At 64.9% G+C, this 24,712-nt stretch carries 2 protein-coding genes; both read right to left on the bottom strand.

Annotation, left to right across the window (positions count from 1 at the left end):
• Positions 1 to 419: 419 nt before the first annotated feature.
• A complete protein-coding gene (locus HU759_RS13060) occupies positions 420 to 11,744 on the bottom strand; it encodes a non-ribosomal peptide synthetase (protein WP_186618256.1) in 11,325 nt (3,774 codons plus the stop codon).
• The gene (locus HU759_RS13055; RefSeq protein WP_186618258.1) at positions 11,741 to 24,646 is read right to left on the bottom strand and encodes a non-ribosomal peptide synthetase; all 12,906 of its coding nucleotides are present in this window, start codon (positions 24,644 to 24,646) and stop codon (positions 11,741 to 11,743) included. The genes HU759_RS13060 and HU759_RS13055 overlap by 4 nt, the downstream gene beginning before the upstream one ends.
• Between the last annotated feature and the right edge of the window lie 66 nt (positions 24,647 to 24,712).

Raw genomic sequence — 24,712 nt, 5'->3', positions numbered from 1 at the left:
GTCTGCATCGCAGGCAAGCCAGCTCCCACAGAAAAGCAGATCCCAGGTATATGCAACTCCGCTTTTCGCTTTTGATCTAACCACTCAGGTCGGCTACTAGGCCGCCGTGCTGTAGATCTTGATCTTGATCTGCTTTTGATCTGAGGCGCCCCGTTAACCACGATGGCCGAACGCAGGCTTGAATCCGTGGGTAACCCGGCAGGACGCCGGGTTAGCCGCGCTGGGCCAAGGATGGCCCATCGCGGCGGCCCACGGATTCAAGCCGGAGTGCGGGCATGCCGAGCCTAGGCGAGGCACCGAGTGGTGGGGCACAGACCTTTTGGTTACTTTTGGGGCGTTTGCCAAAAGTGACCCGCTGTAAGAGCGGAACCCTAAGTCGCCATCACAAAAACAACGGATATGTACCCGGCATTCCCCCCTCACGACACCACCTCCCCAACCACCACCCCCTCAAGCCACCACCGCGCCAACCCCAAAACATTCGGCGCCTTAAGCAACGTAAAGTGATTCCCCGCGCCATACCAAACCTGCAACCCGTTCCCCTGGCGCCGCCACCCTTCCACCATCAACCCCTGCTCACGCTGATTACCCGCCGCATCCAACGCCGGATCCTGCGCCAGCACCAACCGCACCACCCCGTTGAACCGCTGCGCCGGCCGATACACCGTGCGCAACGCCGCCGCATAAGTACGCGCCGGCCCCGCCATCGCATCCACACTGGCACGCCCCGGCAACAAACCCACGCTCACCATCCCCGCATGCAGCCATTGCTGCTGCGCCACCTCATCGCGCCCGGCAAACTCCACCCGGTCAATGCCCAGCGACTTGCCCGCCGACAACTGCATGGCCTCAATCAAGCGCAACAACGCGGCCGTGGTCGAATAAGGCTTGCCCGCACCGCCCGGTGATTCACTGTCGATCACCGTCAACGACGCCACCTCACGGCCCATCGCCTGCAAGCGCAGCGCCATCTCCAGCGCGACCCAGCCACCAAATGAATGCCCGACCAGATGCACCGGCCCACGCGGACACTCGTGCGCCAGCGCCGCCAGGTAACACTGCGCTGCCGCTTCCACCTGGCTATGGGGCACCGCCTCGCCATCCAGCCCGCGCGGCTGCAAACCGAACAGCGGCCAGTCGCGCCCGAGTGCCTCGCTCAACCCCACAAACCCGGTGACGCTGTCACCCGCTCCCGGCACACAAAACACCGGCGCAAACCCCGCACGCCCACTCTGAATGCGCAGCACCGGTTGATGCACCGCTTCCATCACCGGCGCACTCGCGGCCAGGGCCTGCGCCATCGCCGCGCCCAAGCCTTGAATATGCGGCGCCTGCATCATGCTTTGGTGATCGCCCGGCACCTCGACCCGGCGCAATTGACCAGGCGCCAAAGCGTCTTCCCAGCCCAGCGACTCACTGCGCCGCGACAGCTCGGTCGGCCGTTCACGGGCACTGAACAGATGCACCGGCACCGGCAGCGGGAACAGGCTGTAGTGCGCCAGCGCATGCCCGTGGCCGACTTCACGCTCGATAAAACTCAAGAGGTCCGCGTCCGTAGCCGCTGCCATTTGCGCGTATAGCAGACCTTGATCGCGACAGCGTTGCAGCAAACCCGCAAAGTCCAGCTGTCCAATGCCCGCCTCAAGCTGTTCAAGGCTCGCCAGTTCATCCACACCTCCCTGTGCGTTCCAATACGCCGTGCACTGCAACAGCAAATGCCGCTTAAGCGCATCCGGCCCACTCCAGCGCGCCTTGCCTTGGTCGGTCATGCGCGGCACGTAGCTGTCGATCAGGCCGAGGAACGCCACCGGCTCATCCAGCCCCAGCAATTGCATCGCCACTTCATAGGCCAGTACGCCGCCAAACGACCAGCCCGCCACGCGGTAAGGCCCGTGTGGCTGAACCTCGCGGATCAGGCCGACCATGCGCGCCGCCAAGCCTTCCATGGTGTTCAGGTGCGCCTCGCCCAGTGCCGCGCCCGGCAGGCCGTAGATCGGATAGTCGCCGGGCAAGTGCTGACCCAGCGCCGGGAAATACACGTCCATGCCACTGAACTCGTGCACCAGAAACAACGGCGGCTGCGAGCCGCTGCTGCGCACGGTAATCAGCGAGGTGTCGCGCACCGGCTCGCCGGTGCGCTGGCGCAACATCGCCGCCACCGAGGCCACGCTGACGTGCTGGAACAGCTCGGCCAGCGACACCTGCAAGCCCGCGGCCTCCATCAGGTTGACCAGTCGAATCGCCAGCAAGGAATGCCCGCCCAGCTCAAAGAAGCTGTCGTGACGCCCCACCTGCTCAAGTTTCAACACCTTGGCCCACAGGCCGGCGAGCGACTGCTCCAGTACATCGGCCGGCGCCTCGAAGTCGCGGCTGAGCAAGGCCTCCAACGCCGGAACCGGCAAGGCTTTGCGATCGATCTTGCCATTGGCCGTCAGCGGCAACTGCGCCAGCGGCACATAGGCCGACGGCAGCATGTAGTCCGGCAACTGGCCGTGCAGGTGCGCACGCACACTGTCGATGTCTACGGGCTCGCCAGCCCAGGTGAAATACGCCACCAGGCGCTTGTCGCCGGGCACGTCCTCACGGGCCAGTACCACTACGTCCTGGATGCTCGCCAAGGTCGCCAGGCACGCTTCGATCTCGCCCAACTCGATACGGAAACCACGGATCTTCACTTGGTCGTCGTTACGCCCGATGCACTCCAGCAAGCCGTCCGCTGTCCAGCGGCCAAGGTCGCCGGTGCGGTACATCAAGGCGCCTGGGTTGAACGGGTCGTCGACAAACTTCTCGGCGGTCAGCTCCGGCCGGTTCAAATAACCCTTGGCCACGCCGTCACCGCCGATGCAGATTTCGCCGATCACGCCCACCGGCAGTGGCTGCAAGTACGCATCCAGCACATGAATCTGCGTGTTGGAAATCGGTCGACCGACCGCCACGCTGTCAGCATCGGCGGCAATCGCCTGCACCTCGTAAGTGGTGGCGTAGGTGGTGGTTTCAGTCGGCCCGTAGCAATGCACCAGGCGCAATCCCGGCGCCTGCGCCAGCAGGCTGCGGAACGCCGCCGGGTCGGCACGCTCGCCGCCGCAGAGCAAAATGCGCAAGCCGGCCAGGGCTTCGGGGATCATCTGCACGTACTGGTTGAACAACGCGGTGGTCACGAACAACACCGTCGCACCGTGCAGCGCACGGCCGAATGCAGCGGGGTCGAGCAACGTGGAATGGTCGATCACCTGCACCTGGCCGCCGTTGAGCAGCGCGCCCCACACGTCCATGGTGCTGGCGTCGAACGCCGGGTTGGAGGCAAACGCCACGCGGTCGGCGGCGTTGAAGTCGGCGTAACCGTTGTTGAGCACCAGCCGTGTGATGCCGCGATGAGGCACCAATACGCCCTTCGGTGTGCCCGTGGAGCCGGAGGTGTACATGATGTACGCCACGCTGTCCGAGGACTGCGACAGGTCAGGGTTGTGGCTCGGTTGCGGGTCCAGGGTCAGGGTGTCCAGATCCAGGCGCCGCGCCGGGAACTCAAGCACCGCGTCACTGCGGGTCACCAGCCAGCTCGCGCCGCTGTCCTGCAACATGAAGCCCTGGCGTTCGGCGGGTGCGTTTATGTCCAGCGGCACATAGGCCGCCGCACACTTGAGGATCGCCAACTGGCTGACCAGCAGGTCCAGGGAACGCGGCAGCAGGATCGCGACGTTATCGGCCGGGCGCACACCCAGGCTCATCAGGTGATGGGCCAAGCGGTTGGCGCGGGTGTTGAGTTCGCCGTAGCTCAGTACCGCGTCAGCGTGCAACGCAGCCACCGCGTCAGGCCGTGCGTGGGCCTGGGCTTCGAACAAGCGCTGCACCGTGTGCTCGCGGGGGAACACACGGGTGGTGGCATTGAAACCTGCCAGCTGTTGACGCTCGGCCGCCGGCAGGATTGGCAAGCGGCTGATGCCCCTATCACTGTGGTGCTCCAGCGCCTCAACCAGTTGCTCAAGGGCAATGTTCAGGTAATCACACAAACGCCGGGCGCCCTGCCCCATGGCGGTCAGGCTGAAACCCTCACCAAGGTCATCGACACTCACCGACACCCCGTAATTGGTCTGCTCCTCGGCACTGAGCAGCGCAATCCCCTGCCATGCCTCAGCCACGCCACCACGGTGCGGCGCGCTGTGGCGGTAGTTGAACAGCACGTTGAACAACGGCGTACCCACTGGCACGCCGCTGCACTGCTGGGCCAATGCCAGCGGCGCGTGCTCATGGCTGAGCAATTGGGTCAGGCGCGCATGGGTGGCACGCAACGCCGTGCGTACCGCGCGTTCACCCAGGTCAACGCGCAGCGGCAAGGTGTTGATAAATACGCCCATGGCGCGCTCGGCACCTTCGCCGCCTTGCAGGCGGCCGAGCATTACAGTGCCGAACACCACCTGTTCGCGGCCACTGACCTTGCCCAGCACCTGCGCCCAGGCCAGGTGCATCAGGCTGGCGGCACTCACGCCTGCCTGGCGGGCCTGGGTGCGCAGGCGCAGGCTCAACTGAGGGTCGACGGCCAGATGCGCGTGTTCATCGGCGCCCAGGTATTGGACGTCGGTTGGCTCGTCGATTTCACCGAGCATTTCGCGCAAGAAGGTTTCGTGATTGTCAACGCCCAGGCGGGTCTGGGCCACATAGTTGCGATACGGCACGGCCGCGCCCAGGGTGTGCTGACTACCGAGCAGGAACGCCTGCATTTCATGCTGCAGGATGTCCAGCGCGACGTGGTCCATCACCAAATGATGGAACAACAACGTGGCGACCACGCGCTGCGGCTCCTCGGTATAGACCAGCCGCATCAACGGCGCTTGCGTCAGGTCCAGGCGCTGCGGCACAGCACCGGCTTCAACGCTGAGCGAGGCCTCACGCCAAACCACTTGCACCGGTTCTTCCAGGCCCTCCCAATGGAAGGAGGAACGCAGGATGTCATGCCGCTGGATCACCGCCTGCAATGCATGGGCAAAGGCGTCCAGGCGCAGACGGCTATCGAAGGCAAACTGTGCCCGCAACAGGTAGGCATCGCCTTCAAGCACAGCCCGATGGTGATACAGGATGCCGGCCTGCAACGGCGCCAGTGGGTAGATATCCTGCACATTCGCCGCACCGCCGGGAATGCACGCGACGATGCGGTCGACGGCAGCCTGGTCCATCTGGATCAAGGGCAACATAGCCGGGGTGATGTGGCTGCAGCCTTCGGCGATGCCATTGGCCGGCACCGCCACTTCGCGCCCACTGCCCAGCGCCGCCGCCAACGCCGAGAGCGTCGGCTGGCCGAACAGCACCTTCACATCCGCCGACAAGCCCAGGCGACGCATGCGCCCCATCAGACTGACGGCCAGCAGCGAATGCCCGCCCAGTTCAAAGAAGTTGTCGTGACGGCCCACGCGCTCAACATTGAGCAGTTCGGCCCACAGGCTGGCCAAGGCCATTTCGGTATCGCCCCGGGGCGCTTCGTACTCGCGCACCACCACCGAATCCAGGCCCGGCGCCGGCAGCGCCTTGCGGTCGAGCTTGCCGTTGGGGCTGAGCGGCAATGCCTGCAGATGCACGAAAATCGCCGGCACCATGAACTCCGGCAGATGCCGCAGCAGATGACCGCGCAGCGCGTCGATGTCGCTCGGCGTGCCGGTGTAGTAAGCCACCAGCCGCTCTTCACGGGCGATCACAGCGGCTTCGTTGACCTGAGGATGCTCGAGCAGCCGCGCCTGGACTTCACCCAGCTCGATGCGCAAACCACGAATTTTCACCTGGTCATCATTGCGCCCCAGGTACTCGATATTGCCGTCCGGCAAGTAACGCCCGACATCACCGGTGCGGTACATGCGCCCCTGCCTGAAGGGGTCGTCAAGGAAACGCTCGGCGGTCAGCTCCGGCCGGTTCAGATACCCCCGCGCCACTTGTACACCCGCGATAAACAACTCGCCCACCACACCCAGCGGCACCGGTTGCAACTGGCTGTCGAGCAGGTACATGCGGGTGTTGGCGATGGGTTTGCCGATCGGCGTGTTGTCCGGGGTTACCAGACCGGCACAGTTCCAGGCGGTGACGTCGACCGCCGCTTCGGTCGGCCCATACAGGTTATGCAATTGGCTGCCCGGCAGTTGCTGCTTGAAGCGCCGTACCAGGCTGCCCGGCAAGGCTTCGCCGCTGCACATCACCCGCGCTAGCCCTATGGCTTGGCTGACATCGCCGTGGGCCAGGAACACATCGAGCATCGACGGCACAAAGTGCAAGGTAGTGATCTGTTCGGCCTCGATCACGTCGCACAGGTATTCGGGCTCTTTGTGCCCGCCGGGGCGCGCCATCACCAGACGCGCGCCGGTAAACAGCGGCCAGAAGAATTCCCACACCGATACGTCAAAGCTGAACGGGGTTTTCTGCAGCACCGAATCCTGCGCGTTCAGGCCGTATTCGTCCTGCATCCACAACAGGCGGTTGACTACCCCGGCGTGGTCGTTGATCACGCCTTTGGGCTGGCCGGTGGAGCCTGAGGTGTAGATCACATAGGCGCTCACGCCCTGGACGTGAGGGTTGCCTGCGGGCAGATGCTGCCAGGTGGGCTGGTCCAGGTCGACTACCGCCACTGCGCCGAGCAAGCCACGTGTTGCGCCTTGGGCCAGCACCACCAGCGGCGCACTGTCTTGCAGCATGTAGGCCAGGCGCTCTTGCGGATAAGCCGGGTCCAGCGGCACATACGCCGCGCCGGCCTTGAGGATCGCATACAGGCCAATGACCATCTCCAGGCTGCGCTCGACGCAGATCGCCACCCGCGAATCCGGCTGTACACCCAGCGCCAGCAGGTGATGGGCCAGCTGATTAGCCTGCACATTCAGCTCAGCGTAAGTCAGTTGCCGCTCACCCGCCTTCACCGCAATCGCGTTCGGCGTGCGCATCACCTGCGCTTCAAACATCCCGTGCAGTGTCTGGTCGAGGTTGTAGTCCACCGCGGTGGCGTTGAAATCCACCAGCAGGTGCTGACGCTCACACTCATCCAACAACGGCGCATGTTCCAACACCGCCTGGTCGTTATCGACCATTGCCTGCAAGGTGCGGGTGAAATACCCGGCGTACCGCTGCACGGTCGACTCATCAAACAGCGCCACGGCAAATTCCAGCGCGCCGAGAATGCTGCCCTGCACTTCACCCAGGTTCAGCGACAGGTCGAACTTGGCAAAGTGGCTGTTCTCGACGATGCCTTCCAGGGCCAGGTCGCCCAGCGCCAGGGTCGGCGCGCTGCTGTCCTGCCAGCTCAGCAGGGTCTGGAACAGCGGGCTGTGGGCCAGGCTGCGCACCGGCCGGGTGATTTCCACCACCTGCTCGAATGGCAAGTCCTGATGCGCCTGGGCCGCCAGCGTCAGCGCCTTGACCCGTGCCAGCAAGGCCTCGGTGCTCAGCTCGCCCGAGGTGTCGATGCGCACCGCCAGGGTGTTGACGAACAGGCCGATCAGCCCTTCCACCTCGCTGCGGGTACGGTTGGCCACTGGCGTGCCGATCACCAGGTCGTGTTGCCCGGACAGCCGCGCCAGCAGGGAGGCCCAGGCCGTCATCAAGGTCATGTACAGCGTGGTGCCATGGCGTTGGCTCAAGGCTTTGAGCCCGGCGGTCAGGCGTTCGTCCAGGCGCACTTCGACGCTGTTGCCGGCGTAGTCCTGCTGCACAGGGCGTGGGCGATCGGTAGGCAGCGTGAGCAAGGCCGGCGCACCGGCCAGTGCCTGTTGCCAATAGGTACTTTGGCGCTGCAGCACTTCGCCGCTCAGCCACAAACGCTGCCACACGGCGAAGTCGCCGTACTGAATCGGCAGGCTTGGCAATGGGTCAGGCATGCCGTGGCTGAAGGCTTGATACAGCGCCATCAACTCACGGGTGAGCACGCCCATCGACCAGCCATCGGAAACGATATGGTGCAGGGTCAGCAGCAGCACATGGTGATCGTCGGCCATCACCACCAGGCGCCCACGCAGCAACGGGCCGCGCTCCAGGTCGAACGGTGCCGAGGCTTCGCCCTGAATCAAGGCATCCAGCGCCTGCTGCGGTTGCGGGTGGCGGCGCAAATCCTGCAATTGCAGGGGCAGCATGTCTTCAGCCGGTACGATCAGTACCTGGGCTTGGTCGCCCTGTTGGGCAAAGCGGCTGCGCAGGGTTTCATGCCGCGCAACAATGCGCGCCAGCGCGCGTTGCAGCGCCTCGACATGCAACTGGCCACGCAAACGCAGGCCGATGGGAATGTTATAGGCGGTATTGGCGCCTTCCATCAGCGCCAGAAACCACAGGCGCTGCTGGGCGAACGACAACGGCACGAGCTCATCACGATTGGCCGGCAGAATATCCGGCAAGGTGCTGCGCCCTGACTGCGCCAGCACTGCGGCGACCGCCGCCAGCTCCGCATTGGCAAACAAGTCGCCCAGCACCAGTTCCACCCCCAGGCGCTGGCGCACTTGCGAGACCATGCGCATCGCCAGCAACGAGTGCCCGCCCAGTTCGAAGAAATGGTCGTGCCGCCCGACACGCTGCACCTGCAGCACATCGGCCCAGATCTGCGCGAGCACGCTTTCGATCTCACCCTCGGGCGCTGCGTATTCGCGGGTAAACACCGCGGCCATGTCCGGCGCTGGCAAGGCCTTGCGGTCGAGCTTGCCGTTGGCGGTGAGTGGCAACGCCTCGAGCTTCACATAGGCGACCGGGACCATGTAGTCCGGCAGATGCGCGACCAGGTGGGCGCGGATATCACCGACCGCCAGCGCGTCGAGTTGCGGGCTCTCAGTGAAATAGGCAACCAGCCGCTCCTCGCGCACCAGCACCACCGCTTCCTGGATCCCAGGCAGTTGGCCGAGCTGGGTTTCAATCTCGCCAAGCTCGATACGCATGCCACGGATCTTCACCTGATCATCGTTGCGCCCCAGGTATTCAAGCGTACCGTCCGGCAACCAACGCGCCAGGTCGCCGGTGCGGTACATGCGCCCCGGGTTGAACGGGTCTTGCAGGAAGCGCTCGGCGGTCAGGTCCGGGCGGTTGAGGTAACCACGCGCCACGCCCTTGCCACCCACGTACAGCTCACCGGCTACCCCCAATGGCACCGGCCGTTGTTGTTCATCGAGCAGGTACACCGTGGCATTGGCCACCGGTTTGCCGATATGCAACGGCTGGCCTGCTTCGACCTTGCCGGAAGTGGCAACCACCGTGGCTTCGGTGGGGCCGTAGTTGTTGATCAGCTCAAATCGCTGTGCCCGCGCAAACTGGCGCAGGCGGTCACCGCCGATGAGCAAGGTGCGCAATGTAGGGTGTTCGATGTGCTGGCTGAACGCGTATTCGGCCACCGGCGTGGGCAGGAAGCACACGTCCAGTGGCTGCGCGCACCACCAGCTCAGCAGCGCGTCGATATCTTCGGCGCCGTCCGTGGCGGGCGGCAGGTGCAGGGTCGCGCCGACACACAGCGCCGGCCACACTTCCCAGGCCATCGCATCAAAACCAAAGCCGGCAACACTGGCGGTGTGGCGCCCGGCGCACAAGTCAAAGGCGCGGCAATGCCAGTCCACCAGGTTGGCCACCGTGTGGTGCTCCACCATCACCCCTTTGGGCAGGCCGGTGGAGCCGGAGGTGTAGATCACATAGGCGAGGTTCGAAGGGCTGACGGCGGCTTTTGGATTGCTGGCTGAATGGTGCTGCCAGGTGTAGCGGTCCAGCTGGATCACCGGCACGTCCAGCGCCGGCAAGCGCTCGAGCTGTGCCTGTTGGGTCAGCACCGCCACCGGGGCGCTGTCGCTCAGCAGGTAGCTCAGGCGCTCGGCCGGGTGCGATGGGTCCACCGGCACATAGCAGGCGCCAGCCTTGAGGATGGCCAGCAACCCGGCCAGGGTGTCCAGGCCACGCCGCGCGACGATGGCCACGCGGTCATCGGGTTTGACCCCCAGCGCCAACAGGTGATGGGCCAGCAGATTGGCTTGCTGGTTAAGTTCAGCGTAGGTCAGTTGGCGGCCTTGCTGCACGGCGGCGATCGCGTCCGGCGTGAGCGCGGCCTGGGCCTCGACGCGACCGTGCAAGGTGCTGCCGTGAGCGAAATCGACCTGGGTGGCGTTGAACTGCTCAAACAGCAACTGCCGCTCGGCGGCGGGCAGCACCGACAGCTGATTGAGCGCGGTGTGCGGTGCTTGCTCCAGCGCCGTCACCAGGTTCTCCAGGGCGGTTTGCAGATAGCTGCACACGCGCTGCGGATCGACCCGCTGGCTGGCCAGCAGGCTCAGGCCAAAGCCGTCACCCAGGTCATCCACACTCAGGGTCAGCGGGTAGTTGGTGCGTTCTTCGGCGCTGAGCGCGGCGATCCCGTGCCAGGCCGACACGGCTTCGGCGCTGGCGGCCGGGGCGCTGTGGCGATAGTTGAGCAAGGCGCTGAACAGCGGCGTCGGCGCCACCACCCCGCTGCAGCGTTGGGCCAGGGCCAGCGGCGCGTGTTCATGGCGCAACAAGGTGGTGAGCCGCGCGTGGGTGGCCTTGACCCCGGTGCGTAGGTCCTGGGCGTCCACGTCGACGCGAAACGGCAAGGTGTTGATGAAAATGCCCAGCGCCCGATCCGTGTCATGGCTGCCTTGCATGCGGCCCATCAATACGGTGCCGAACACCACCTGCTCTTTACCGGCCAGCACCGCCAACACCTGCGCCCAGCCCATATGGAACAGGCTGGCGGCACTCACGCCCAATTGCCGGGCTTGCGCGCGCAACCGCCGGCTGAGTGCTGCGGGCAAAGGCAGGCTGACTTCGCTGATGCCACGGGCATCGCCCTGCACGTCCTGCAAGCCGTATGGCAGGGTCGGCTCGCTGATATCGCCGAGCATCTGGCGGAAGAAATTTTCGTGTTCCGGCTCGCTGATACCCAGGCGTGCCTGCGCCACATAATTGCGAAACGGCACGGCCTGGCCAAGCGCCGCGCCCTGCCCCAGCAGGCACGCCTGCATTTCATGGCACACCACTTCGAGGGCGCTGTGGTCGAGGGCCATATGGTGGAACAGCAAGGTGGCGACGATGCGCTGGTTCAGCCGGTCGTCGGCCCGCACCAGGCGCAGCAGCGGCGCCCGGGTCACGTCGAGGCGATAGTGGCGGGCATCGAACAGCCCGTGCAGTTGAGCGGCAATATCGCCGTCGGCCGGGTTCAATTGCAGCGCCTGCACCGGCAGGCGTGCCTGGCGCCACACCACTTGCGAGGGTTGCTGCAAACCGTCCCAGACCACCCCGGTGCGCAGGATATCGTGGCGGTCCATCACGCGCTGCAACGCTTGGGCAAAGGCCTCGAAACGCTCCAGGCTGTCGAACGCGAACTGCGACTGCATCACATAGGGGTCGCCCTGCTCGGCGCTGACGTGGTGGAACAGAATGCCTTCCTGCAACGGCGCCAGCGGGTAAATGTCCTGGATATTCGCCACACCGCCGTCGACCGTGGCCACGATGCGCTCGATCTCGTCCTGGCTCAACGTCGACAGGCTCAGCATCGCCGGGGTGATGTGCTCGGCACCTAGCGGGATGCCATTGGCCGGCACCTGCACTTCACCGGCCTTGGAGGCCGAGTATTCACCGGCCTTGATCAGTTCGATCAAAGCCGCTTTGTGCTCGCGCAACGCCGCCAGGATCAAAGGGTCGCTCAGCGCTTGTTTGTTGCCTTGCACCGACAACTGCTCGCCCTTGAGCGCAAGTTGCACGTCCTTGGCTTTCAGCGTGCTCAATAACTCAGAAATGCTCACAGGACGATCTCCATTCGTTCGATAATAGCGGCGTAGCCGGCCAGGCTCGGCTGTTCGAACAGCGCCCGCACATCGGCTTCCAGGCCTTCCTGGCGCAGGCGTCCGATCAAGCTCACGGCCAGCAGCGAGTGCCCGCCCAGCTCAAAGAAGTTGTCATGGCGCCCAACGCGCTCAACGTTGAGCAGTTCAACCCACAGCGCTGCCATAAGGATTTCGGTGTCGCCTTCGGGCGCTGCGTATTCGCGCACACTCAGCGCGTCCATGCCCGGCACCGGCAGTGCCTTGCGGTCGAGTTTGCCGTTGGGGCTCAGTGGCAATGCGTCGAGGTGCACAAACACGGCGGGCACCATAAAGTCCGGCAAGTGCTGCAACAGGTGGGCGCGCAAGCGGTCGATGTCGGTGTGTGCGCCGGTGTAGTACGCCACCAGACGGTCCTCGCGGGCGACCACGGCGGCCTCGTTGACCTGCGGATGCTCCAACAGGCGCGCCTGGATTTCACCCAGTTCGATGCGCAGGCCACGGATCTTCACCTGGTCATCGTTGCGGCCCAGGTATTCGATATTGCCGTCGGGCAGGTAACGGCCGACGTCGCCGGTGCGGTACATGCGCCCGTCGGTGAACGGGTCCTTGAGGAAGCGTTCGGCGGTCAGTTCCGGGCGGTTCAAATACCCGCGCGCCACTTGCACGCCGCCGATGAACAACTCCCCCACTACACCCAATGGCACCGGCTGCAACTGGGCGTCCAGCACGTACATGCGTGTATTGGCAATCGGCTTGCCGATCGGCGTATTGTCCGGCACGTCGGGCCGCGCGCAGTTCCACGCGGTGACATCGACCGCCGCTTCTGTCGGGCCATACAGGTTGTACAGCCCAACCCCCGGCAGTTGTGCTTTGAAGCGCCGTACCAGGCTGCCCGGCAAGGCTTCGCCGCTGCACATCACCCGCGCCAGCCCTTTGGCCTGGCTGACATCACCATGGGCCAGGAACACATCGAGCATCGACGGCACGAAATGCAAGGTGGTGATCTGCTCAGCCTCGATCACCTGGCACAGGTACTCCGGCTCTTTGTGCCCACCCGGGCGGGCCATCACCAACCGTGCGCCGGTAAACAGCGGCCAGAAAAATTCCCACACCGACACGTCGAAGCTGAACGGGGTTTTCTGCAGCACCGCGTCATGGGCCTTGAGGCCATAGGCGTCCTGCATCCACAGCAAGCGGTTGACCACGCCAGCGTGTTCATTGATCACGCCTTTGGGCTGGCCGGTGGAGCCGGAGGTGTAGATCACATAGGCCTGGTGCCGGGCGGTCAGGCCCGGCACCTGCGGGTTGCTCGCGCTCTGCTGTTGCCAGGTGACGTGATCCAGGTCCAGCACCGGCACGTCGCCCAACAACTGGCGGGTCGCGTCTTGCGCCAACACCACCACCGGTGCGCTGTCTTGCAGCATGTAAGCGATGCGTTCGAGTGGATACGCCGGGTCCAGCGGCACATAACCGCCACCCGCCTTAAGGATCGCGAACAGGCCGACCACCATGTCCAGGCCACGCTCGACGCAAATACCCACGCGCGAATCCGGCTGCACGCCGAGTTCGCGCAGGTGATGGGCCAGGCGGTTGGCGCGTTCGTTGAGTGCCCGGTAGGTCAACTGCTGGTCACCGGCCTTGACCGCCACCGCATCAGGGGTGCGTTCGACCTGAGCCTCGAACAGGCCGTGCAGGGTCTGGTCGAGGTTGTAAGCGACCTCGGTGGCGTTGAACGCTACCAGCAGTTTTTGGCGTTCCTCGGCGCCCAGGATCGGCAGGCGATTGAGCGCCTGGTGCGGTGCCTGCTCCAAGGCTTCGACCAGCCCGGCCAGGGCGTTCTGCAGGTAACCACACACCCGTTGCGCGTCAACCTGCGCCAGGGCGGTGATATCGTAACCATCGCCCAAGTCATCCACGTTGAGGGTCAGCGGGTAGTTGGTGCGGCCATCGTTGACCAGCGTCTGCATGCCTTCCCAGGCGTGTTGCGCCTCGGCAGAACGCGTCGCGGCGCCGCGATGGCGATAGTTGAGCATCGAGCTGAACAACGGCGCCGGGGCCGCCACCCCGCTGCAACGCTGGGCCAGGGCCAGGGACGCGTGCTCATGGCCGAGCAACGCGGTGAGCCGCGTGTGGGTGGCACGCACGGCATCGCGTGCGCCTTGCGCGTCGATATCCAGGCGCAGCGGCAAGGTATTGATAAACACCCCGAGCGCACGATCAGCGCCCTCACCGCCTTGCAATCGGCCGACCAGCACGGTGCCGAACACCACGCTGTGGCGCCCCGAAGTGGCCGCCAACACTTGGCCCCAGGCCAGGTGGAACAGGCTCGCCGTGCTCACACCGAGTAAACGTGCCTGGGCCCGCAGGCGGCGGTTGAGGTCGCTGTCCAGGTGCAGGCTGTGTTCCTCAATCGCGCTGCCGTCGCCGCGCACGTCCTGCAAGCCGAAGGGCAAGGTCGGTTCATCGACATCGGCGAGCATCTCGCGAAAGAACGCCTCGTGCTCCTGCTCACTGACGCCCAATCGCGCCTGGGCCACGTAGTTGCGGTACGGCATCGGCGCCGCCGTCGGGGCGGCGTGCCCCAACAAGTGCCCTTGCATCTCACGCAGCACCACGTCGAACGCGGTGTGGTCCAGCGCAATATGGTGATAGAGCAACACCACCACCACGCGCTGGTTGGCCGGGTCCTTGGCGTACTTGAGGCAGATAAGCGGCGCCTGGCTGATGTCCATGCGATAACGCCGCGCATCAAAACGCGCGTGCAGGCCGGCGAGTACATCGCCCTGCAACTGCAGCTCTTCAAGCGGCAATCGGGCCTGGCGCCACACCACTTGCAGCGGTTGCGCAAGGCCTTCCCAGACCACACCCGTGCGCAGGATGTCATGGCGGTCGATCACCTGTTGCAGCGCATGGGCGAAGGCCTGCAGGCGCTCGAGGCTGTCGAAGGCCAGGTGCGATTGCAGCAGGTACGGGTCGCCCTGTTCGGCGGTGAGGTAGTGGTAAAGAATGCCCTCCTGCAACGGCGCCAGCGGGTAGATATCCTGCACATTGGCGGCGCCACCGGGGATGCGGCTGACGGCGTGATCGAGGGTCGACTGGTCGATATCAACCAGGGGCAGCATGTCCGGCGTGATGCGCAGGCAATCGGCTGCGATCCGGTTCGCCGGCACCTGCACTTCGCGGCCACTGCCCACGGCAGCCGCCAGCGCGGCCAGGGTCGGCTGGCTGAACAGCACACGGACATCCGCGCTGAGGTCCGCTTGACGCATGCGTTCGATCAGGCTCACGGCCAGCAACGAATGGCCGCCGAGCTCGAAGAAGTGGTCATGACGGCCGACCTGTTCGACCTGCAACACCTCGGCCCAGATCCGCGCCAGGGTGGTTTCCACTGCGCCCTGGGGCGCTTCATAGTCGCGGGAGAGCACCGCCGCCTGGTCAGGTTCCGGCAAGGCCTTGCGATCCAGCTTGCCGTTGGCGGTCAGGGGCAATGCGTCGAGCTTGATGTAGGCCACCGGCACCAGCGCGTCGGGCAGTTGTGCTTGTAGCTGCGAACGCAGGGTTTCAATCGCCAGCGGGTAGTTTTCCGTGAACCAGGCCAGCAAACGGCCTTCGCGCACCAGCACCACGGCCTCACCAACGCCTTCCACTGCCGCCAGGCGACTTTCGATCTCGCCCAGCTCCACGCGTACGCCACGCACTTTGACCTGATCATCATTGCGGCCCAGGTACTCGATATTACCGTCGGGCAACCAGCGCGCCAGGTCGCCAGTGCGGTACATGCGCCCCGGGTTGAACGGGTCTTGCAGGAAGCGTTCGGCGGTCAGGTCCGCACGGTTCAGGTAACCGCGCGCCACGCCGCTGCCGCCCACATACAGCTCACCGGCCACGCCCACCGGCACCGGGCGCAGCTGTGCATCGAGCAAGTAGGTGCTGGCATTCGCCACCGGCCGGCCGATATGCAGCGCCTGCCCGGCGCGGACACGGCCGGAGGTGGCGACCACCGTGGCCTCGGTCGGCCCGTAGTTGTTGATCAGCGCAAAACGTCGCTCCTGGGTGAACTGCCGCAGGCGGTCGCCGCCAATCAGCAGGATGCGCAAGGTCGGGTGTTGCAGGTGCTGGCTGAAGGCGTATTCGGCCACTGGCGTGGGCAGGAAGCTGACGTCCAGCGGCTGCGCCAGCCACCAGGCCAGCAGTTCGTCGATGTTTTCATTGCCCACCGTGACAGGCGGCAAATGCAGGGTCGCACCGGCACACAGCGCCGGCCAGACTTCCCAGGCCATGGCGTCGAAGCCAAAACCGGCGACACTGCTGGTATGGCTGCGCGCGTCCAGGCCGAAGGCTTCGCAGTGCCAGTGCACCAGGTTTTCCACATTGCGATGCTCCACCATCACGCCTTTGGGTTGGCCGGTGGAGCCGGAGGTGTAGATCACGTAGGCCAGGTGCGCCGGGGTCAGCGCTGCGAGCTGCGGATTGCTGACCGCGTGGTGCTGCCAGCTTTCGCCCAGCAGGTCGACTGTGACGAACGCCCCCAGCAACGCTTGAGTACTGGACTCAGCCAGCACGGCCACCGGCGCACTGTCCTGCAACAGATAAGCAATGCGCTCGGCAGGATAGGCCGGGTCGATCGGCACATAACCGGCGCCGGCCTTGAGTATGCCCAGCAGCCCGATCAGCATCTGCGGGCCACGACGGCAGCAGATCGCCACGCGATCGTCCGGCCGTACGCCGAGCGCGAGCAGGTGATGGGCCAGTTGGTTGGCGCGTTGATTGAGTTGCTGGTAGGTCAGCGACCGTTCGCCCTGCTGCACCGCAATTGCGTGGGGCTGGCGCTCGACCTGGGCTTCAAAGGCACCGTGCAGGGTGTGCCCGGTGGGGAAATCTGCAGCCGTTGTGTTGAATTCGTGCAGCAGGGTGTCGCGTTCGGCCGACGGCAGTATCGGCAGGCGGTTGAGCGCGGTATCGACGGCGTTTTCCAAGGCCTCGACCAGTTGCTCCACGGCGTTATGCATATAGCCGCACAGCCGCTGGGCGCCGATCTGCGGCAGCGCCAGCACGCTGAGGCCAAAGCCTGCGCCAAAATCATCCACGCTCAAGGTCAGCGGGTAGTTGCTGCGCTCTTCACCGCCCAGCAGTTGCACGCCTTCCCAGATGCCGTGGCCATCGCGGGCCATTTCGTCGGGGCGGCTGTGGCGGAAATTGAGCAAGGCGCTGAACAGCGGCACGCTGGTCGGCACGCCGCTGCAACGCTGGGCCAGCGCCAGGGACGCGTGTTCGTGCCCGAGCAAGGCGCTCAAGCGCGAATGGGTGGCCTTGACCGCCACGGCGGCGCCCGCCGCGACATTCACCCGCAGCGGCAAGGTGTTGATAAACATGCCCAGCGCCCGATCGGCGCCCTCACCTGCCTGCATGCGCCCCATCAATACAGTGCCAAACACCACGTCATCACGCCCGGACACCAGGCCCAGCACTTGCGCCCAGGCCAGGTGCATCAGGCTCGCCGCACTTACGCCCAACAGGCGCGCCTGCTCACGCACGCGCATGGCCAGCGCCGCGTCCAGGTGCTGCTCGGCCTCTTCGATATCACGGCCATCACCCTGCACGTCCTGCACGCCAAACGGCAAGGTCGGTTCGTCCACATCGGCGAGCATGGCGCCGAAGAACTGTTCATGCTCGGCCACGCTCACGCCCAGGCGTGCCTGGGCCACGTAGTTGCGAAACGGCGCCGCCACGGGCAGCGCGTCCGCCTGGTTGAACAGAAACGCGCGCATCTCCTGGCCCACCACTTCCATGGCCGTATGGTCCAGCGCCAGGTGGTGGAACAGCAGGATCGCTGCGACTCGGTTATTCGCCGGGTCCTGGGCGTAAACCATCCGCAGCAATGGCGCCTGGGTAATGTCCAGGCGGTAGTGACGGGCATCGAAACGTGCGTGCAATTGCTCGATGATGCCGCCCTCGGCCGGGTCCAGGATCACCTCCTGCACACTCAGTTGCGCGTCGCGCCAGACCACTTGCACCGGGCTGTCCAACCCTTCCCAGACCACGCCGGTGCGCAGGATGTCGTGACGCGCTACTACCTGTTGCAGCGCGCCCATAAAGCCGTGCAAACGCTCCAGGCTATCGAACGCCATGCGCGATTGCAGCAGGTACGGGTCGCCCTGTTCGGCGCTGATATGGTGATAAAGAATGCCTTCCTGCAACGGCGCCAGCGGGTAGATATCCTGCACATTGGCCGCACCACCGGGCACGTTGGCGACGATGCGCTCGATTGCCGGTTGATCAAGCTGCACCAGGGTCAGCATCGACGGCGTGATCTGTGTGCAGCCCGGCACAATGCCATTGGCCGGCACCACAATTTCACGCCCACTGCCGACTGCCGCCGCGAGTGCCGCCAGGCTCGGCTGGCTGAACAGCACGCGCACGTCCGCGCTCAGGCCGACCTGGCGCATGCGTTCGATCAGGCTGACCGCCAGCAACGAATGCCCGCCCAACTCGAAGAAATGATCATGGCGCCCGACGCGTTCGAGCTTGAGCACGTCCTGCCAGATCTGCGCCAGCACGGTTTCCACTTCACCTTCCGGGGCTTCGTAGCCACGGCTGAGCAGCGCACTTTGATCCGGCACCGGCAGGCCTTTGCGGTCCAGCTTGCCATTGGCGGTAAGCGGTAACAGCTCAAGCCACATATAAGCCGACGGCACCATGTAATCCGGTAGCTGGCCTTGCAGATGGCCGCGCAGGGCTTCGATTGGCAACGCTGCCGAGGCGGTGTAGTACGCCACCAGGCGTTTGTCGCCGGGCTCGTCTTCGCGGGCCACTACCACAACATCGCGCACGTCTGGGAAGGTCGCCAGGCAGCTCTCGATTTCGCCGGGCTCGATGCGGAAACCACGGATCTTCACCTGCAAATCATTGCGCCCCTGGTACAGCAAGGTACCGTCGGCCTGCCAGCTGGCAAGGTCGCCGGTGCGGTACAACAGGCCTTCACCGAACGGGTTGGGGATGAATTTTTCGGCCGTCAGTTGCGGCTGGTTCAAGTACCCCTTGGCCACGCCTGCACCGCCGATGTACAGCTCGCCGACCACACCCAACGCCAGCGGCTGCTGGCGCGCATCCAGCACATAGGCCTGTGCATTTGCGATAGGTCGGCCGATAGGCACAGCGCCCGCGCCCGGCGTGGTGATTTCAAACGTGGTCGAGAAGGTGGTGGCTTCGGTCGGCCCGTAGCCGTTTAACAGGTGTTGCGGCTTGCCGTGCTTGAGCACCCGGCCGATCACCAGCGGGTCAAGCACATCGCCGCCGACGATCAGGTAGCGCAACTGGCGCAGCACCGGCAGCAACGCGTCGGCGTATTGATGGAACAAGCCTGCCGTCATCCACAGCACGCTCACGGCCTGTTCCTGCAACAGCTCGGCAAATGCGGCCTGGGACAGCAGCACCGCATGCTCGACCACCACCACGCAACCGCCATTGAGCAACGGCGCCCACACATCCAGGGTGCTGGCGTCGAACGCCGGGTTGGAGGCGAAGGCCACGCGGTCGCGCTCGTTGAAATCGGCATAGCCGTTGTTGAGTACCAGCCGCGAGACGGCGCGGTGCGGCACTTGCACGCCTTTGGGCGCGCCAGTGGAACCGGAGGTGTACATGATGTACGCCACCTCGTCCGAAGACTGCGCAAGCTCCGGGTTGCGCGGCGACAGGCTATCCAGGTTCAGGTCGGTCAGGGTATGGAGTACATGCCGCGCTCCGCTGTCCTGCACCATAAAGGCCTGGCGTTCGAGCGGCGCGTTGATGTCCAGCGGCACATACACCGCTGCGCACTTGAGGATCGCCAGTTGGCTCACCAGCAAATCCAGCGAGCGTGGCAACGCAATCGCCACGCACTCACCCGGTTGCACGCCCTGGTTGATCAGGTGATGGGCCAGGCGGTTGGCACGGCGGTTGAGGTCACGATAGCTCAAGGACAACGCCCCCTGCACCGCCGCCACGGCTTCGGGCCGCGCCAGTGCCTGAGCTTCGAACAGCTGGTGCACAGTGAGCTGCGACGGGTATTGGCGCGCGGTGGCGTTGAACTCGACCAACAGCTGGTGACGCTCGGCCGCCGGCAAAATCGACACCGCCTGCAACGCGGTGGTCGGCGCTTGTTGCAGCGCGGTCACCAGGTGGCTGAGCGCGGTGAGCATGTAGTCGCCCACGCGCTGCACATCCAGACTGGCCACGCCTTGTACGGTCAGCGCAAAGCCGGTGCCGAGGTCATCGACGTTGAGCACCAACGGGTAGTTGCTGCGCTCCTGGGAACTGAGAATCTCGATACCGTGCGTGGCAAACGGGCTGTCTCCCGGTGCCTCGTCCGGGGCGCTGTGACGGAAGTTGAGCAAGGTACTGAACAGCGGCAACGAACCCGGTACACCACTGCAACGCTGGGCCAGGGACAGCGAAGCGTGCTCGTGCCCAAGCAACTGCGCCAGGCGCGCATGGGTGGCGCGCACGCCGGCCTGCACGCTGGTGGCGCCCAGGCTGACGCGCAGCGGCAAGGTGTTGATGAACATGCCCAGCGCCCGGTCGGCGCCCTCGCCGCCTTGCATGCGCCCCAGCAGTACGGTGCCAAACACCACATCCTGCTGGCCGGAAACCTGGGCCAGCACCTGCGCCCAGGCCAGGTGCACCAGGCTGGCGCTGCTGACACCCAGCTGTCGCGCCTGTTCGCGCAGGCCCTGGCTGAGCGCCGGGGCCAGCGGCAAATGCGCCTCGACGATGCCGCTGCCGTCGCCGTTGACATCCTGCAAACCGAACGCCAGCGTGGGCTCGTCAATATCACCCAGCATGTCGCTGAAGAAGGCTTCGTGTTGCGCCTGGGTCACGCCCAAACGCGCCTGGGCCACGTAATTGCGGTATTGCACCGCCGGCGGCAGTTGCGTGCTGTGGCCGGCCAGGCTGGCGCTCATCTCCTCCACCAACACCTGCAGGGCGGTGTGGTCGAGCAGGATATGGTGCAGCAGCAGGATGCCTGCAAAGCCATCCTGTTGTTGCGCATAACCGAAATGCATCAGCGACGCGCGGCTCAGGTCGAGGCGGAAATGGCGTGGGTCAAAGCGCTGTTGCAGCTGCGCCAGCGCATCATCGGCCGGCACGTCGAGGCGCTCGACGTGCAGCGGCGCCTGGCGCAACACCACTTGCACCGGCTCATCCAGGCCTTCCCACAGAATGCCGGTGCGCAGGATGTCGTTACGCTCGATCACACAGTGCAAGGCGCGGGTAAACGCGTCCACCGCCGCTTGGTCAGCAAAACTGAACTGTACCTGCAACACGTAGGGGTCGCCCTCGGTGGTTGCCAGGTGGTGATACAGAATGCCGGCCTGCAACGGCGCCAGGCCGTAGATGTCCTGCACGTTGGCGATGCCACCGCGCACGTGCTGGAGGATATGGTCGATGGCGGCCTGGTCCAGCGCCACCAGCGGCAGCATGTCGGGGCTGATGTGTACGCTGGTCGCCGTGATCCGATTGGCCGGCACTTGGACTTCCTGCTGCCCGCCCACCGCCGCGGCGAGTGCGCGCAAGGTGGGTTGGCCGAACAGCACGCGCACGTCGCAGCTCAACTCCACCTGGCGCATGCGTTCGATCAGCTTGACCGCCAGCAGCGAGTGGCCGCCCAGCTCGAAGAAGTTGTCGTCGCGCCCGACGTTGTCGAGTTTCAACAGCGACTGCCAGATGCCGGCGATGGTGCTTTCCACAGCGCCTTGCGGGGCGGCGTAGTCTCGCCGCGCGAGGGCGTCGGCATCCGGCGCGGGCAAGGCTTTGCGGTCGAGCTTGCCGTTGGTGGTCAGCGGGAATTGGTCCAGCAGCACGAAGGCGCTGGGCACCATGTATTCGGCCAGGCTCAGCAGCAGATGGTCGCGCAGTTCAGCGGCACCGAGTTCGCGCTCGGCGATCACGTAGGCCACCAGGCGTTTGTCACCGGGCTCGTCTTCACGGGCGATAACCACCGCGTCACGCACGCCGTTGGCGCTGGCCAGAGTGGCTTCGATTTCGCCCAGTTCAATGCGGAAGCCGCGGATCTTCACCTGGTCATCGTTACGGCCCAGGTATTCGACGCTGCCATCGGCCAGCAGGCGGCCGAGGTCACCGGTCTTGTACATGCGCAGGCCGGTGGCCGGGTCGGCCAGGAAACGTTCGGCATTCAGTTGGTCACGGTTGAGGTAACCGCGCGCCACACCGGCGCCGCCGACATACAACTCGCCGACCACACCCATCGGTAACGGCTCACGACGCGCATCCAGCACATACAGCTGCAGGTCGGGAATGCGCACACCAATCGGGCTGACGCCAACCAACTGCGCATCCGCCGCTTCCAGGGCGCGGTAGGTCACGTGCACGGTGGTTTCGGTGATGCCATACATGTTGACCAATTGGGTGCCGGCGTTGATGGCGCGGGCGTACCACGGTTTGAGCATGCCCGGTTCCAGGGCTTCGCCGCCGAAAATAACCTGGCGCAGTGAATGCGCCTGGGCGCTCTGGGCCGCGATCAACTGGCGAAATGCGCTGGGCGTCTGGTTGAGGATGCTCACACCCGCGTCACAGATCAGCGCGTAGCACTCATCCGGCGAGCGGCTGACCAGTTGCGGCACGATCAGCAACTGGCCGCCGTGCATCAGCGCGCCCCAGATCTCCCAGACCGAGAAGTCGAACGCGAAGGAATGGAACAGCGCCCACACATCATTGGCGTTGAAGCCAAACCAATGCTCGGTGGCGGTGAACAGCCGCGCCACGTGGCGGTGTTCGATCATCACGCCTTTGGGCAGCCCGGTGGAGCCGGAGGTGTAGATCACATAGGCCAGGTGGGCCGGGCTGAGCGCAACGCGCGGGTTGACGATGGATTCTGCACGCAGGCTGTTGAGGTCGATGCGGGTCAAATCACCGACCAGATGCTGCGTGTCGGCTTGTACCAACACGGCCACGGGCGCGCTATCGGCCAGGGTATAGGCGATGCGCTCCAGCGGGTAAGCCGGGTCGATGGGCACATAACCGGCGCCAGCCTTGAGGATACCCAGCAGACCAATAATCATCTCCGGGCCACGCTCGACGCAGATCGCCACGCGATCATCAGGGCGAATGCCCTCGGCCAGCAGGCGGTGGGCGACCTGGTTGGCACGTTCGTTGAGTTGGCGGTAGGTGATGCGCTGGGTGTCGAAACGCAGGGCGATGGCATTGGGTTGAGCGGCGGCGTGGGCTTCGACTTGCGCGTGGATCAGGGCCGTGTCGCTGTAGTGCGCGGGGCTTTGATTGAGGCGGTGCAGCAGATGGTGACGTTCGGTATCGGGCAGGATATTCAGGCCGCAGAGCGGCATATCCGGTCGCTGCTCCAGGGCCTCGGCCAGGCTGTGCAGGGCTGTGTGCAGGTAACCGGCGACCCGTTGCGCGCCGATGGACGCATCGACCATCACCGTCAGCGCAAAGTCTTCACCCAGGTCGTCGACGTTGACTGTCAGCGGGTAGTTGGTGCGCTCTTCGGCGCCTAGTACCTGAATGCCTTCGGCCACCTCGATCACCGCCGCCATGTCGGTGGCGGCACTGTGACGGTAGTTGAGCATCGCACTGAACAGCGGCGTCGGCGCCGCCACACCGCTGCAACGCTGGGCCAGCGCCAGGGATGCATGTTCGTGATTGAGCAAGGTGGTGAGGCGTTCGTGGGTGGCCTTGACCCCGGCGCGCACGCCCTGCTCGCCCACGTCCACGCGCAACGGCAAGGTGTTGATAAACATACCCAGCGCGCGTTCACCGCCATCGCCGGCGCCCATGCGGCCAAGCATCACCGTGCCGAACACCACGGCATCGCGCCCGGACACCACGCCCAGCACGCGCGCCAGGGCCAGGTGCATGATGCTCGCCACGCTGACGCCCAGTGGCCGTGCCAGGCCACGCAGGCGGCGGCTCAGGCTGCTGTCGACGGGCACCCGCACTTCATCGATGCCGTGCCCGTCGCCTTGCACATCCTGCAGGCCGAAGGGCAAAGTCGGCGCATCGATATCCGCCAGCATGTCGCGGAAGAACGCCTCATGCGCCTGTTCGCTGACGCCGTGGCGCACCTGGGCGATATAGCTGCGAAACGCCACCGGCTCGGCCGCCTGGGCGTGCTCACCGGCCAGATACAGTTGGATCTCATGGCGCACCACGTCCAGCGCGGTGTGGTCGAGGATGGTGTGGTGGAACAACAGCATCGCCACCACGCGCTGGTTGGCCGGGTCATTGGCAAACACCAGGCACAGTAACGGTGCCTGGCCCAGGTCCATGCGATAGGCGCGGGCGTCATAGCGGGCGAGCAACTGCGCCAGGCGGTCGCCGTCGACAAAATGGGCTTCTTCGCAGGCCAGGGTTGCCTTGCGCCACACCACTTGCAGCGGTTCGTCCAAACGCTCCCAGGCCATGGACGTGCGCAGGATATCGTGGCGGTCGATCACCCATTGCAGCGCCTCGGCAAACGCGTCAAGGCGCGCGCGGCTGTCGAACACAAACTGCGCGTGCAGCACGTAGGGGTCACCTTGCTGCGCCGAAAGGTGGTGGTACAGCATGCCTTCCTGCAGCGGCGCCAACGGGTAAATATCCTGCACATTCGCCGCGCCACCGGGGATGGCGGCGACAATGCGGTCGATGGCCGGCTGGTCGAGCGTGACCAGTGCCAGCATGTCGGGGGTAATGCGGTAAGCCGGGCTTAGCCAGTCACCGCCGTGTTCAGCCACGAAGGCAAGCAATTGAGGTTTGTGCGCGATCAGTTGATCCCACAGATCGTCATCCAGGGCTTCGTCATCGCCGAGAATAATCAGGTCGCCTTCTTCCAATTGAAGACGGATCGCATGGGTGGAAATCGCTGCCAATAATTCACTGAACTGCATGGGGTAACCTGCCTGATAAGTCACGGTTGAGTAGAACGTCCGTATTCAGCTGCCGTTTGAAGCGGG

The sequence above is a fragment of the Pseudomonas sp. OE 28.3 genome, from assembly GCF_014268205.2.
Lineage (GTDB): Bacteria > Pseudomonadota > Gammaproteobacteria > Pseudomonadales > Pseudomonadaceae > Aquipseudomonas > Aquipseudomonas edaphica.
This window is presented reverse-complemented; position numbering and strand designations above follow the sequence as displayed.